At 65.2% G+C, this 13,875-nt stretch carries 16 protein-coding genes; 9 read left to right on the top strand and 7 right to left on the bottom strand.

Annotation, left to right across the window (positions count from 1 at the left end; translation table 11 throughout):
* Nucleotides 1–19: 19 nt before the first annotated feature.
* Nucleotides 20–292 carry a GlsB/YeaQ/YmgE family stress response membrane protein gene (locus U9J23_RS12400; RefSeq protein ID WP_179161691.1) on the top strand — a complete coding sequence of 91 codons (273 nt, stop codon included), beginning with the start codon at nt 20–22 and terminating at the stop codon, nt 290–292.
* 68 nt (nt 293–360) lie between these two features.
* Here U9J23_RS12400 and U9J23_RS12405 read toward each other — a convergent pair whose 3' ends face one another.
* On the bottom strand, nt 361–780 hold the full coding sequence (locus U9J23_RS12405; RefSeq protein WP_085468272.1) for a glutaredoxin domain-containing protein: 420 nt from the start codon (nt 778–780) through the stop codon (nt 361–363).
* A gap of 210 nt (nt 781–990) precedes the next feature.
* On the opposite strand from U9J23_RS12405, the gene U9J23_RS12410 reads away from it, so the two are divergent.
* From U9J23_RS12410 to U9J23_RS12420, 3 genes are all read left to right on the top strand, one after another.
* Nucleotides 991–1,620, top strand: a complete 630-nt coding sequence (locus U9J23_RS12410) for a phosphatase PAP2 family protein (RefSeq protein ID WP_326598065.1) — start codon at nt 991–993, stop codon at nt 1,618–1,620.
* Nucleotides 1,621–1,827: 207 nt separating this feature from the next.
* Complete coding sequence (locus U9J23_RS12415) at nt 1,828–2,436, top strand: Rv1733c family protein (RefSeq protein WP_145708910.1); 609 nt, start codon at nt 1,828–1,830, stop codon at nt 2,434–2,436.
* Between the two features lie 60 nt (nt 2,437–2,496).
* Nucleotides 2,497–3,396, top strand: coding sequence for a phosphatidylinositol mannoside acyltransferase (locus U9J23_RS12420; protein WP_145708909.1), 900 nt, complete (start codon nt 2,497–2,499; stop codon nt 3,394–3,396).
* A gap of 34 nt (nt 3,397–3,430) precedes the next feature.
* On the opposite strand, the gene U9J23_RS12425 is transcribed toward U9J23_RS12420, so the two are convergent.
* Entirely contained in the window at nt 3,431–4,189 is a 759-nt protein-coding gene (locus U9J23_RS12425; protein WP_272267431.1) for a DUF6920 family protein, read from the bottom strand.
* 270 nt (nt 4,190–4,459) lie between these two features.
* Between U9J23_RS12425 and U9J23_RS12430 the strand changes: the two genes are divergently transcribed.
* Nucleotides 4,460–5,146, top strand: a complete 687-nt coding sequence (locus tag U9J23_RS12430; protein WP_064255697.1) for a ZIP family metal transporter — start codon at nt 4,460–4,462, stop codon at nt 5,144–5,146.
* Nucleotides 5,147–5,196: 50 nt separating this feature from the next.
* On the opposite strand, the gene U9J23_RS12435 is transcribed toward U9J23_RS12430, so the two are convergent.
* Entirely contained in the window at nt 5,197–5,997 is an 801-nt protein-coding gene (locus tag U9J23_RS12435; protein ID WP_024100990.1) for an HAD-IIA family hydrolase, read from the bottom strand.
* Nucleotides 5,998–6,046: 49 nt separating this feature from the next.
* Nucleotides 6,047–6,301, bottom strand: coding sequence for a hypothetical protein (locus U9J23_RS12440; RefSeq protein WP_019289459.1), 255 nt, complete (start codon nt 6,299–6,301; stop codon nt 6,047–6,049).
* Between the two features lie 782 nt (nt 6,302–7,083).
* On the opposite strand from U9J23_RS12440, the gene U9J23_RS27740 reads away from it, so the two are divergent.
* Complete coding sequence (locus U9J23_RS27740; protein ID WP_016690739.1) at nt 7,084–7,683, top strand: ANTAR domain-containing protein; 600 nt, start codon at nt 7,084–7,086, stop codon at nt 7,681–7,683.
* Between the two features lie 91 nt (nt 7,684–7,774).
* Here U9J23_RS27740 and U9J23_RS12455 read toward each other — a convergent pair whose 3' ends face one another.
* Together U9J23_RS12455 and U9J23_RS12460 are read right to left on the bottom strand one after the other, a co-directional pair.
* Complete coding sequence (locus U9J23_RS12455) at nt 7,775–8,965, bottom strand: flavin reductase family protein (protein ID WP_326598089.1); 1,191 nt, start codon at nt 8,963–8,965, stop codon at nt 7,775–7,777.
* Between the two features lie 40 nt (nt 8,966–9,005).
* On the bottom strand, nt 9,006–10,439 hold the full coding sequence (locus U9J23_RS12460; protein WP_120282741.1) for an MFS transporter: 1,434 nt from the start codon (nt 10,437–10,439) through the stop codon (nt 9,006–9,008).
* Nucleotides 10,440–10,629: 190 nt separating this feature from the next.
* On the opposite strand from U9J23_RS12460, the gene U9J23_RS12465 reads away from it, so the two are divergent.
* The 3 genes from U9J23_RS12465 to U9J23_RS12475 are packed head-to-tail and all read left to right on the top strand — an operon-like array spanning nt 10,630 to nt 12,905.
* Nucleotides 10,630–11,922, top strand: coding sequence for an amidase (locus U9J23_RS12465; RefSeq protein WP_145708906.1), 1,293 nt, complete (start codon nt 10,630–10,632; stop codon nt 11,920–11,922).
* Nucleotides 11,923–11,962: 40 nt separating this feature from the next.
* Nucleotides 11,963–12,247 (top strand): hypothetical protein, encoded by a 285-nt coding sequence (locus U9J23_RS12470; protein ID WP_145708919.1) that lies wholly within the window; start codon nt 11,963–11,965, stop codon nt 12,245–12,247.
* Nucleotide 12,248: 1 nt separating this feature from the next.
* A complete protein-coding gene (locus U9J23_RS12475) occupies nt 12,249–12,905 on the top strand; it encodes a response regulator transcription factor (protein WP_229579238.1) in 657 nt (218 codons plus the stop codon).
* Between the two features lie 10 nt (nt 12,906–12,915).
* On the opposite strand, the gene U9J23_RS12480 is transcribed toward U9J23_RS12475, so the two are convergent.
* Nucleotides 12,916–13,866, bottom strand: a complete 951-nt coding sequence (locus U9J23_RS12480; protein ID WP_016690745.1) for a PDR/VanB family oxidoreductase — start codon at nt 13,864–13,866, stop codon at nt 12,916–12,918.
* Between the last annotated feature and the right edge of the window lie 9 nt (nt 13,867–13,875).

Here is a 13,875-nt window from a genome sequence, read left to right on the forward strand (position 1 = left end):
GTTCACGAAAGGACTGCACATGCTCGGACTCGGAATCCTCGGTTGGATCATCATCGGTGGTCTCGCCGGTTGGATCGGCAGCAAGATCATGGGCACCGACGCCCAGCAGGGCATTCTCCTCAACATCGTCGTCGGCGTCATCGGCGGCCTCATCGGTGGTTTCCTGCTGAAGGTCTTCGGCGTGGACGTCGAAGGCGGCGGACTGATCTTCAGCTTCCTGACCTGCCTCCTCGGCGCGGTCATCCTGCTGTTCCTCGTCAAGGCCGTCACCGGCCGGGGCGCGCGCCGCTGACCGCTCTGCATCAACGAGGTCCCGGATCCACACGGATCCGGGACCTCGTTCGTGTCGGAGTCGGTTCGTCAGACGAGTTGACCGCGGAGCCAACGGGGGTCGGGATTGGTATGCGACACATCGCCGACGAACACCGTCGGCACCGTCTCGTTCCCGCCGTTGACTTCCCGCACCCGAGCGGCCGCGGCCGGATCCCGCCAGATGTTCACCCAGACCGCGCGACGCGCGCGGGTGCGCACAGTGGCGCGCAACCGGATGCAGAACGTGCACCCGGGGCGCCAGTAAACCACCGGAACACCGCGGGCAGCGGCGTCGCGACGCGCGGTCGCGTCGTCGACGTGATGAGGGAAGAACAGGGGAGAGACGACCCAGGCGAGGGCGAGCAGCAGTACTGCCGTCACCACCGAGGTCACGTCGAATGCACCGGTGAGCAGAACGACGGCCGCGACGGCCACCATCGCTGCGGAGAGGATCCAGGTTCGCCACACGCCTGCGAGCCTATCGCCCGGTGGGGAGGCAGAGGCCGCTTCATCCGCCGGCCTGCAGTCGTCTCGGAACGGGAAGCGCCGCAGGCTCGAAGCTCCTCGTCACCCCGCCCTACCTGCCGGTCTGCAGCCGGTGAAGGTGGCGCGATAGCGTATTCGGTCATGGTCGTCACCGAGAGTTCACCTCCTGTATCCCCGCGGTTGGTCCGCTCGATGTTCATCCCTGCCGTAGGGGTGGCGCTCGTGCTGACTCTGCTCGCGGCGGCGACGGTGCCGATGCGCGACCGCCTGTACCTGACCGTCGCCCAGACCGTCGAGGGATCCTTCCTCGGACCGCTTGCAGGTCTCGTCGCCGACAAGGGACTGCTCGTCCTCGTCGCCTTCACCGGCGTGCTCGCGGCGTGGCTGTGGCGGAACGATCGACGCAGCTTCGGCACCCTCGCCGTCGGCGGTATCGGTGTCGTGGGTGCCTACCTGTCGAGCGAACTCGTCAAACTCGTGGTGACGGAACCGCGACCGTGCCGCGCACTCGGCATCGAGACGGTGCTGGAATGCCCCGAGGTGGGTGACTGGTCCTGGCCGTCGAACCACTCCGTCATCGCAGCGTCGTTCGCCACGGCGTGTGTCCTCGCGGCTCCGCGTCTGATCTGGCTGGTCGCGCCGCTCGCCGCGGTGCTCGCCTTCTCCCGGGTCACGGTGGGCGTGCATTACGTCCACGACGTGCTGTCGGGCATGGCGCTCGGTGTATTGGTGGTCGCGCTGGTCGTCGTGGTGCTTCTGCCGTTCGCGTCGCGGCTTCCCATCCTTGCGCGCGAGGCACCGGCCGTCCCGCCCACCGCGTAGGCGAACCGAATACAGCACACCGAATCCGGCTGTCGGCAGAGCGAATCTGCAGGCAGCCGGATTTTCTGTTCGCGGGGCGGGCGTGGTTCCTTACCGAGGTCCCTCGACCGCTGCAGGGGGACCCGGTTGGAACGCGACCTTCGGCACTACATCGACAGGCGCGCACGATCGACACTCGGGAAAGGAGTTCGATGTCCGGAGAGTGCGATGATCCGCGAAGACACCCTGGCGGCGCGGTGGTGGCGTCTGCGGCCGTGGAGCGCGAATCCGCTCATGCGCGGAATCGACCGCGTCGAAGCTGTCGCGTTCATGCTCCTGGTGGGTCTGATGCTCCTGGTGGTGCCCGTTGCCGGTGTCGTCGGGACCGTGTCGTATGCGCAGTTCAGCGAACAGTCACATCAGCAGGTGACCGAAGGGCGGCAGGTGCAGGCGGTCGTTCTCGACGACGATCCGGACGACGCGCCGGTCCCCAACCCGTTGGCCGAGTCCTCGTCGTCGCCCGGCCCGGCACTCGCCCGGTGGGAGGTCGACGGCGTCGAGCACATCGGCCGCGTGGGGCTCGAAACACGCGGGCACACAGGGGAGACGGTACGCATCTGGGTCGACGCGACCGGCAACTACATGCCGGTTCCCCGCAGCGGAACCGAGAACGCGCTCGCGGCCCTCGGTGCGGCTCTGGCGATTGTCGTCCTCGGAACCGTGACATGCGCGCTCACGCTGTTCGGCATCCACGTCGTGATGAACAGGCAGAGATTCTCCCGGTGGGACCGCAAGTGGCAGGAAACGGGGCGACTCCCGGGGTGGCCCATCGCTTGATCATCGCGCGGCACTCGCCGCAGTGATCATCGCTGTAGACCTCCACATCAGGGATACTCGATGAGTATGAAGGATCAGGCCTGGGATCTTGCGTACGCCGCCGGTTGGTGGACGGTATGCGCGCTACCGGAAAAGCCGGCGAGGCGCCTGTTCGAGATGGCTGCGGATCGAGCGGCCCGAAACGGCGGGCCGATCCAATTACGACGCAACCTCGCTCGGGTGTTGTCCACCTCTCCCTCTGAGGTGCCCGACGAACTCGTGCGCGCGAGTCTACGTTCGTACGCGCGGTATTGGTGCGAAGCGTTCCGGTTGCCGTCGATGGATCCCCTACGGCTGGCCGAGACCATCGACTCCGCGGCCACCGGTCTCGAACACATCCACGAGGCCGTCGCGCGTGGGCGCGGCGCAGTGCTGGCGCTTCCGCACAGCGGGAACTGGGACCTGGCGGGAGTGTGGATCGTACAGCGGATCGGCACACCGACCGTCGTCGCCGAGCGGCTGCAACCGGAATCGTTGTTCCGCCGCTTCGTCCGGTTCCGGGAAGGCCTGGGTTTCGAGATCATCCCGCTCACCGGTGGCACAGTTCCACCGTTCGAACAGCTGACCGCCCGGATCCGGGAGGGACGGTTCGTCGGACTCCTCGGTGAGCGTGACCTGACCGGAGCGGGCGTGCCGGTAACCTTCTTCGGCGAACCGGCCTGCATGCCTGCCGGCCCGGCCAAACTCGCGATCGATACGGGTGCGCCGCTGCTGCCGGTGCACTGCTGGTTCACTCCGGGCGGTTGGGGGTTCCACATCGACGCCCCGATCGATACCACAGGCGGCGTAGAAGCCACGACCCAGTTACTGGCCGACCGGTTCGCCGCCGGTATCGCCGCGCATCCCGCCGACTGGCACATGCTGCAATCGGTGTGGACGGCCGACCGGCGGGACCGCACACAGACACCCGGCAGACAGTGACGACGTCGGTTTCCGCGGCAGGCCTCGTGGACCGTCAGAAGAAGTCGGCAGAGGTGATCTCGGCGCGGAAGAACTCGCCGTCCGTGCCGGTGCCCGTGTCCCAGCTCGCGCGGATCCGTGAGGCGATGGTCATGCCACCGAACCGGTGTTCGGCCTCGACCGCGACGATGAACGGATACCGGCCGAACTCGTGATTGTCGGGGTTGCCCCACCGCAGCATCCGCATACCGCACAACGCCCCGTCCTCGGCGACATCCAGACGCACGGTTTCCTTGCGGCCGGCCACCGTCCAGGTCGCCGCGGCGACGAATTCGTCGCCGCGCCACCGTGCGAGGGGAAACGACGTCGGCACGAAGATGCTCTCCCCGGCCAGGCGGCCGGCCGCGCTGTCGCTGACATCAGGGCCGTCCGCGGACATCACCGGAATGATTCCCCCTATCCGCCAACGCATCTCACCACAACCGTCGGTGAAGCGGTCGTACCCCGACACTGATACCGGGCCGATCCGAGTGGTCGCAGCCCACACGAATCCCGACGTCGGGGCGAGGAGTTGGACAGCGGTGAACGGTCGCCAGGATCCGAGCCGGATCTGCCCGGACATCTCGAGTCGTGCGGCTGCGGCCATCGGCGTGCCCTCGGCCACCGCATGGTTGATCCAACGCCGCGCAGCAGGCGGCAGGGGTTCGGTCAGGGCCGGGACGAACCGCTCACCGGTGCCCCTGATCTCGGACAGAGCACGCCAGTGTGCGCCGACATGATGAGCGGCGCGCGGAATAATCGGTGCACGGCCCATGCGCACGAATCCTCCACCGGTCGATTCGGCCCTTCACGATGCTTCGCTCGGACTCGGTGCTTCATCGATGGGGTGGGCCGATACTCGCTGATTCGAGCAAATTATGCCTGGGCACCGTGTCCTTGCCGACGGAATCGTCGATCATCGCGTTATAGGTAACCCTGCCGAGTCGGTCGGTGGTGACGTCCCTGGGTACCCGGTCGCCGGGACGGAAGAGGTACACATGAGCGTAACGAGTAGAGGACGGTGCCGACGCGGGGGTTCGGTTCGATGTTGACGGCCCTGTGGTACGGACTGGGGACCGCCGTGCCCTTGTTCCTCGGAGCTGCGATCGGCCTGCTCTACAACCTGCCCCGCCCGGTGCTCGCGGGGTTGATGGCCTTCGGCGCCGGTGCCATGGTGGCGGCGGTCTCCACAGAACTGTTCGCCCCGGCCTTCGCCGACCAGGGGTTGTGGGCGGCCGGCGGGGCCTTGATGCTGGGAACCGTCGTCTATGTCGTTGCCGATCGCGTGATCGAGAACATGCTCGGCCCTGCAGCCCTGGGTTGGGCGCTGATGCTCGGGGCCCTCCTCGACGGCGTTCCGGAGAATGCTGCGTTGGGGACCACTCTCGCAGCCGGCAGCGGTGGAATCGTGTTGCTGGTGGCCGTGGCGGTTGGCAACATCCCCGAGGCGGTGGCGGGTGCGGCGTCGATGCGGTCGGCTCTGTCGCATCGCTCTGCTCTGCTCATCTGGGGCGTGACGGCCGTTCTGCTGGTGGCGGTGGTTGTGGTGGTCACTGCGTTCGCCGATTCTCTGCCGGAAGCGGGAATTCCGCTGATCCAGGCATTCGCCGGAGGCGCCACCATTGCGGTGATCGCCGACTCGTTGATGCCGGAAGCCTATCGAGAAGGCGGATGGTGGGTCGGTATCTGCACTTCGCTGGGATTCCTGGTCGCCTTCGCTCTCGGTGCATGAGAAGCCCACCCTCATCGGATCCGGCCGAAAGTTCGGACCCCCGATACTCTTCAGAACGGATTTGCCGTTGACCCAACGAGATCCGCAACGGAATTGATGACGCGGGTCGGGCGGTAGGGGAACCGCTCGACGGACTCGCGGGTCGAAATGCCGGTCAGGACCAGCAGTGTCTGCAGACCGGCCTCGAGGCCGCAGACGATGTCGGTGTCCATGCGATCACCGATCATCAGCGTGTGTGCGGAGTGCGCACCGATCGCACGCAGGGCCGACCGCATCATCAGGGCGTTCGGCTTGCCCACGAAATACGGCTCACGGCCGGTCGCGCGGGTGATGAGCGCTGCGACTGCCCCGGTGGCAGGAAGCGAACCCTCTCGTGACGGGCCGGTCGGGTCCGGATTGGTCGCGATGAACCGGGCGCCGCGTTCGACCAGTCGGATCGCGGTGGTGATCGCCTCGAAGGAATACGTGCGTGTCTCACCGAGGACGACGTAGTCCGGGTCGCTGTCCGTGAGGACGTAGCCGATGTCGTGCAGCGCGGTGGTCAATCCGGATTCACCCACCACGTAAGCGCTGCCACCGGGACGTTGATTGGCGAGGAACGTCGCCGTCGCCAGCGCGGAGGTCCAGATCGATCTCTCGGGCACGTCGAGGCCGGAGCGCAGCAGGCGCGCCCGCAGGTCTCGGGGTGTGCGGATGGAATTGTTGGTGAGCACCATGAACGGCGTACCGGTGTCGCGGAGCTCGGTCAGGAACGCGTCGGCACCGGGGATCAGGTGATCCTCGTGCACGAGAACACCATCCATGTCCATCAGGTAGTTCCAGACCGGCGCGGATGTGGGTTCTTCGCTCATTCTCCGAGTGTGTCACCTACTGTTCCGGTCGGCAGCCGATACAAGGCGATCACCCGCCGAGGTTCGCGACGGTCGAGCCGAGCACGCCCGCCTGTAGCTCCAGATCGCTCTCGTCGTGGTCCCGATCCTGCGGTAGCTGCTTGCGGAGGTCTTCCCTGGTGACCACGAGGAACGCTCGGTTCTCATCCGTGAGCTCCTGACCTCCGACCACGCGGAAGCGTCCCTCCTCCAGAACGAGTGCCGGGTCATCGAGCGTCGAATCGAGGAGTTCTCGAAGGTCGGTGGCGGTCAAGTTGGTGGGCACATGTCCTCCTGCACTTGCTGTTCTTTCGAACCTGTCGGTGTCTCCCGGAGGTACCCGGTGGAGCGGTGGCCGAACCCGGTGGTATTCGGTCGCCGGGGCGGGTCGGCCACATCCGTGCGGGAAGCGCATCCGGTGGCGAAGGCTCGCGTGGCGGAGTGCGCCGACTCGCGTTACGAAATGTGAAGGGATCGGGTGCGTTCGGTCGCCTCTCGGCGAAAGGCGCAACACGGCTCCAGTCGAACGGAACTTCCGTGAAGGCAAAGGGTTGAGCCCGGGGGACACGAATATGCACCCGATCCGCCCAGCACAACGCGACCAGATCCCCGTCTATTCCCCGCGGGAGGTAAGCGCGTGCGGAAGCCGATTGCGTGCGCGACAGGCTGTGACGAACGATACGCCGGTTGATGCTTCAACCGGCGTACGCTCGACACCACTCATGTACACAGACTTCGCCACACTCGGCGGAACTCTCATCTGGTTCGCCGCCCTCATCGCTCTCACCCACATCCTCGGCCACACCCTCTGATCTCCGGACCTGGTCGGCACCCCCTAGTCCTGAGATCTCCGCAGGACGCCCAGCAGGTGTTCCTCACCCCACGTCGGCAATCACGAGTAGCGTGGGCGGTACGGGCATCTTGCCCGACACTTTCTCGCCTTGACACGCGGCATCGTGAAACAGGCGGAAGAGGCTGCATTTCATGGCCGAATCGATCGAAATCTTGATCAAGGCCCTTGGAGATCTATGAAGACCGCCGAGCGGACGGCACGATTTCGGCGAAGCGTTGCGCGCAGTAACCGCGGCTGCGGCTGCCACGATCGCGGGGGTCGAGTGCGCCGACATCGTCCTCATCGGCAAGGACACATTCGAATCCCACGGAGCGACCTCGTCGTTGTCCCGGGAACTCGGTCGGATCCAACGCGACGCCGGTGGCCCCTGTATCGATGCGGCCGGAGTTACGAGCGTGGTCTACAGCAGCGACCTCCGATCCGAGATGCGCTGGCCGCAGTTCACGGAAGAAGCCCTGATGGTCGGGGTCGGCAGCGTGTTGTCCTTCCAACTCCACACCCGCACCGACATTGCCGGTTCGCTGAACCTGTTCGCATCGAAACCGCAGGCCTTCGACGGTGCCGCGGTAGCGCTGGGCATCGCACTGGCGGCGCAGGCGGCCGCCGAGCGCACGGCTGCACGCGCGGAGCTGCATCTGCGCTCGGCGTTGGGCACCCGAGACACCATCGGCCAGGCCAAAGGTCTTCTGATGCAGCGCTGCGGTGTCGATGCCGCCCGCGCCTTCGTGATGCTGCGGACGCTGTCGCAGGATCTCAACGTCACCGTCGCTCGAATTGCCGAGCGAATCGTGGAGGACCACACCGCTTCTCTGTGATCGTTTGTCCGATCACGCACAGTCCGTCCGTCGGGCGGTCCACAGCGGTTCCCTCGAGATCGATGTAGGCACAAGAGGTGCATTCGACTGCCTACGAACCGTGGGGGTGTCTATCGCCCTCGAGTGCTGCGACGACGCTTCTGGCATGCGAAACCCATGCAGCGACCGTCGCGCCGGTGCTCCGAAGCGGGAGTTGAGCCAGACGCAAAGTCGAGGTGCAGCGGCCTTCCGGATCGCGTACAGGGAAGACGAGGGACCCGACATCGTAGCGACCGTCAGAATCGAGCTCCTCAACGCGATAGTCGACGTCCGACCCAGGGATCACGGTCCGGATGTCACGTTCCTCCATGGGTGTGAGCAGACCTGATTCGTAGCGTCGCGTCGCTTCGCACATCGTCTCGTAGGCGGTGCGGCCTTCTCGAGGAAGAAGCGAGAGCGCGTATCCGTGGGCGCGTACGAAACCGAGTCGCCGGCGGTAGACCCCCTTCGTGTCCTCGTCGATTCCGATGGCCCTGGACAGCCAGCGTTCCTGTTCGTCCTCGGACAGGTCGAAGACGATACTGTCGCCGATCGGAGGCACGATCGGGATACGTCGTGCGAGTCCGTTCGTCTGTTCCACGCCGGGACCGAAGGCCGACAGCACTCGGACCATCTCGTCCCGGCCGATCGTCGTATACAGCGCGATCTCGCAACCGATCGAGTGGGCGAGCGCTTCCACCTCCGGGCGGAGGGCCTCCGCCGCGCTGATCGAATCGGTGATCTCGTGCTGCAGCCGAGCGATCAGCGACGTACTCACGAAGCTGCCGTAACCGCCCTGGAAGTAGATCAGAGGCGCCACGGGGTTGGTGACCGCCAGATCGCTCACGGCGCAGAGTACGATCCAATGGTCGCCGGCATCGACCGTGTTCGTCACGCGTGCGTCGATCCAGGCGACCGATTGTTCGAGAACCGGGTTGCCGGACGGAGAGGTGGACCATTCGATGCCGTCGAGCTTGTTCTCCCAGCGCCGGGCGATCGTGGCGACAAGATCCTCCTGCTCGCCCCCGATGACATTGATGCATATCGACTCGCACCGCCGGAGTTTGTCGAAGGTCTGGGACGTCTTCATCGGCATGAACGAGACCAGGGGAGGATCGAGGGACACCGAACTGAAGGTCCCGACGACGAGGGCGAGCAGTTCGCCGTCGGCCGCGCGTCCGGTGATCACTGCAACGCCCGTGGGATAGTGGCCCATCACCTCGCGGAACAGGCCCTTGTTGATACTGGCGGTGTCGAGGGACATAAGCACTCCTTGGTCGGAACGACGATCGATCCGGCTCGGTTCAGCCTTTGCGGTGACGCGCCTGGAGGGTGCGTCCGAGGGCTTCGGGGCGGAGGAAGAGGATGCACAGCACGCCGCCGACGAGCAGGACGACACCGGTGATCGTGAAGGCTTGATGTACGCCTACGGCCATGTTGTTCGCCATCTCGGGGGTGAGGGGCGTGCCCGAGGGCGGCGAGACGTACCCCGCGCGCGTCATCAGCCATCCGACGAGGGTGGGGGAGATGATTGCGCCGATCGACGCGACACCGCCCAGCGTGGCCATCATGATCGGACGCTGCCGTGCGCCAACCGCGAATGCCAGCGCTGAGGCGGTCATCGGGTAGGCGAGGCTGCAACCTGCGGCGATGCAGAGCAACGCGACGGCGGCGACACCGGAGGCCGCCTGGACCAGGATGAAGCACACACCGGCAACGAGTGCTGCGATACCGAAGGGGATCGCGATGGACCGATGCGCGTTGTATCCCCGCTGCATCAGTCGGTGACCGAGGAATCCGAGGAAGAGAAGCACGAGCGCTCCCAGGATCCAGGGAATCGTGGTGACCGTCCCGACCTGGGACAACGAAAGTCCGACCACGGTCCCCAGGTACTGGGGTAGCCAGGTGGTCACGAACCCCTGCACCCAGAAGTTCGAACCTCCGCCGATGACCGCCGCGAGGAAAGTCAAGCTCGCGAATGCCCGCCAGAGCGAGACGGCCGGTTGTTTGTCGACATCATCCGTGGCGATTTCGTGAGCGGACTCGGCATCCGCCTCGGGGGCATCCTTGCCAGCGGAATCCTTCTTCCCGTGGCCCGCGTAGGGTCCGTCGCCGGCCAGGATCAACCAGGCGATCACCCAGACCAGACCGACGATACCGAGGACACCGAACGCCCAGCGCCATCCCCAAGCACCGATGACCCAGGCCAGGGCAGGTGCGGCGAGGACCGGACCGAGGGTCGAGCCCGCAGCGACAAGATTGGAGGGAAGCGCGCGACGTCGGGGTTCGAACCAGGAGTGGGCGGAGGTCAGTGACATCGCGGTGGCCGGGCCCTCGGCGCCGCCGAGAACGATGCGGGTGACCAGAAGAATCGCGGCGCCGCCACCGAGCAGCATGGGGAACTGCATCACGGCCCACACGACGCCCATCGTCAGGATGATCCACCGCACCGAGAACCGCGCTGCGAGAAATCCGGTAACGACCGAGACCACGGCGTAGAGGAAGAAGAACGCACTGCCGATGAAACCGAACTCGACGGCCGAGATTCCCAGGTCCGGGATCGCCTCTGACGCAACGAGTCCGAGTACGGCCTTGTCGGCGAACGCGACGATCTGAAAAAGAACGAGGAGTGCAGTGATCAACCAGGCCTTGCGGTTCATTCTGCCGAAGTCGATCTTCTTCGATGCCTTCGGATCGGAAGGATCGATGATCTTGTCCGGCGCCACGGTCGAAGCCATGAGAGGCCGCCTTTCTTGTGGGCTGGGAATGGGGCTGGAGTGAGCGGCGAGTGCTCCGTTGGTGATCGGAAGCCCAACGGTGTGGAAAACCTATGTCGCCTTGCGTCACTCGGGTAGGAGGGAAACCTTTACTGTCGGTACGTCCTTTTCCTGGGCAGAATGGGGAGGTCAGCGACTGCAGGAGGATGATGTGAACGCGCCCGTGGTTGACGTGTCCATCGAAGATCAGGTGAGGTCGGTCCGGACCGGTTCGACGACGGCGACGGAACTCGTGTCCCGAGCCAGAACGGCAATCGACGCTCAGGAACCCGTACTGCAGGCGTGGGTGCAAATGTCGAGCACTACTGCCGAGGACGTCGCGACGATCGATGCCGACCGCCGAGACCTGCCTTTGCGAGGGATTTCCGTCGGTGTGAAGGACCTGATCGACGTCGCCGGCATGCCGACCCGTGCGGGATCGCCGGTCACATCCGCCGCGGCAGCTGTCGCGGACGCGCCCTGCGTGGAACGATTGCGTTCGCTCGGCGCCGTCGTCCAAGGTAAGACCGTCACGACCGAGTTCGGTTACTTCCGTCCGGGTCCCACACGCAATCCTCATGCACCCGAGCACACGCCCGGAGGATCGTCGAGCGGGTCCGCCGCCGCGGTCGGTGCTGGCACCGTGCCGTTGGCGCTCGGTACCCAGACCGCGGGTTCCCTGACCCGACCGGCGTCCTATTGCGGCACGGCCGGACTGGTTCTCGCCCACGGCAGTACCGAGATGGCAGGAATTGTCGGCCTGAGCGACTCCCTCGATTCCCTGGGGCTGCTCACCCGCACCGTCGCCGATCTGCGTTACGTCCACGATGCGTTCCTCGGCTCAGCCGCCGCTGTTCAGTCCGGTCTTCCGGAATGTGCGTTCGTCTGGGGCGGAAGCTATCTCGGATATCTCGACCCTCCGATGATCGCTCTGCTGGGCCGTCTTCCGTCTGTTCTGGCCGGACTGGGCCTGCATTCGGAAATGCTCGACTGGGACGACCACGTGCAGACTCTCGCCGAGGACCACGCGACGATCATGGCCTTCGAGGCCGCACGCACCCGAGCTCGTGAGTTCGAACGGCAGCGGGACGATCTGAGCCCGCAGATCCGAGATCTGCTGCAGCAGGGACAGACAATCTCGGTCTCCGACCACACGGCTGCGTTGATCCGACGGGATCGCTCGCGGGAGTTGTTGGGCGAGATACTCGACGGATCATCCCTCATCGTCGGTCCTGCCGCGACCGGACCTGCACCGAAGGGATTGTCGGCGACCGGTTCGCCGATCCTCAGCCGCCCGTGGCAGTTGCTGGGCCTACCCGTGGTGATTGTGCCCGGAGCGCGCACCACTGCGGGACTGCCGCTCGGAATACAGCTCGTCGGCCTGCCGGGTAGGGAGGATGACCTGTTCGAGGTCGGGGAGAGACTCGAAGCAATTCTCCGCGAAAGTCCCCCGCTGGACGAGTAATTCGAAGACCATGCCCCTGATGACGACTGGAGAATTCTCGATGCTGAAACCGCGCCCGGTCAATCACCATCGGATGTTCCTCACCTGCTACGAGGACACCTTCAACTACGGATGGCATCACGTCGACCTGTTCGTCCACGACGAGTACGGACGCGAGGTCAACTGGGTGCATTGGACCGTGGATGCGGATGGACCGGAAGCGGCCGACGTATCGATCCGTCGTGAAGAACCCCTGCTCCGCCGCACCACCGACTGGGAGCCGAAGACAAGCGCAGTCGGGGCTCCGTACTGGACTGCCGAAGCAGCGTGGGATGCGGACAGCTGACATGGCCGAGCATGTGACCGGCAACGATGCGCCGGCGTCCGAGGCCACCGTGTACGTCGTCGACGACGATCCAGCGTTGTGCGATTCCGTCGACTGGATTCTGGAGAGCATCGGCATCCGACCGGTCATCTGCCACAGTGCCGATGTCTTCCTCGATGCCTACGACGGCACGCATCCCGCTTGCATCGTGCTCGATGTGCGCATGCCGGGCATGAGCGGCACGAGGTTGCAGGAGCGGATCAACGAGTTCGCGCCGCATGTGGTGATCATCTTCGTCTCGGCGCACGGCGACATCAGGATGTCCGTCTCGACGCTACAGAAGGGCGCCATGGATTTCCTGGAGAAGCCGTACGATCCGCAACGGCTGCTCGACGCGGTTCAGTCCGGCGTCGAGCGCGCTCGGACGCGTTTCGCGGAGCATGCTGCACGCGTAGCGCTGCGGGAGAAACTCCAGGGGCTGACGCCGCGTGAGCGGCAGATCCTGGCCTTGGTCGTCGAAGGCCTGCCGAGCCAGAATATCGCCCGCAAGCTGGGGATGAGCGTGAAGACCGTCGATGTCCATCGGGCTCGGATCAAGAGCAAGACCGACTCCGACAGCATCGGCACCTTCGTTCGGGACCTCCTCCGCTACGGCGTAGAGGTCCCGAACGAAGCCTGACCACGGTCGATCAGTAGTAGTCGAGGACGAGTCGCTGCCCTCTCGTGCGCGACACGCACACTGCCATGACTTCCCCGGATTCCTTCTCGGCACGGGTGAGCACGTTGTCGCGGTGTTCGGGCGAACCCTCCAGGACCTGCATGATGCACGTTCCGCAGATGCCTTCCTGGCAGGAGGTGTCGACGTCGCAACCGTTGTCCTGGAGGACCTCGACGATGCTCTTATCGGCCGGAATCCGATAGGTCTCTCCGTCCAGCTCGACTTCGAATGCGGCGTTCGCCGACGCGTCGGGTTGCTCCGAGGCGTGGAAGTTCTCGATGTGGATGGCGTCGGGGGAGACGTGCTCACGCGCGACGGCAACGACCTTGTCCATGAACCCCGCCGGTCCGCACGTATAGATGTGAGTGTGTGGAGGCAATTCGGCGAATTCGTCCTTCAGGACATGCTCCTGGGCCTCGCGCGTCACTCCGAGATGCTGATGCAGCTTGTCCGGGCAGCGGTCGTTCAGCAGCGGCAGGAATGCCGCTTCGGATTCGGTGCGGGCGAAGTAGTGCAGTTCGAAGCTGATGCCGTGAACGTCCATGTAGCGGGCCATACTCAGCATCGGAGTGATGCCGATGCCGGCGGCGACGAGCACGTGGTGCTGTGCCTCTTCGGCGATGGCGAGCAGGTTCCGAGGTGTGCTGATGCGGAGGGTGTCGCCGACAGAGAGTTCGTGCAGGGCAGCGGATCCACCGCGTGAGTTCGCCTCCTTCTTGACGGCGAAGACGAACGAGTCCGGTGCGTCCGGGGTGCTGCACAGCGAGTACTGACGTGTGATCGCTGTCGGGCCCTCGACGTCGATGTGTGCGCCCGGCAGGTACGGACCCAGCGGTGACCCGTCCGCCTTCACGAGCGTGATCGACTTGACGGTCGGTGTTTCCTGGGTGATGTCGGAGACGATGACGTCGATGAGTGTCATGTCAGGTTC

This window comes from Rhodococcus sp. PD04 (genome assembly GCF_035918275.1).
Classification (GTDB): Bacteria; Actinomycetota; Actinomycetes; order Mycobacteriales; family Mycobacteriaceae; genus Rhodococcus; species Rhodococcus rhodochrous.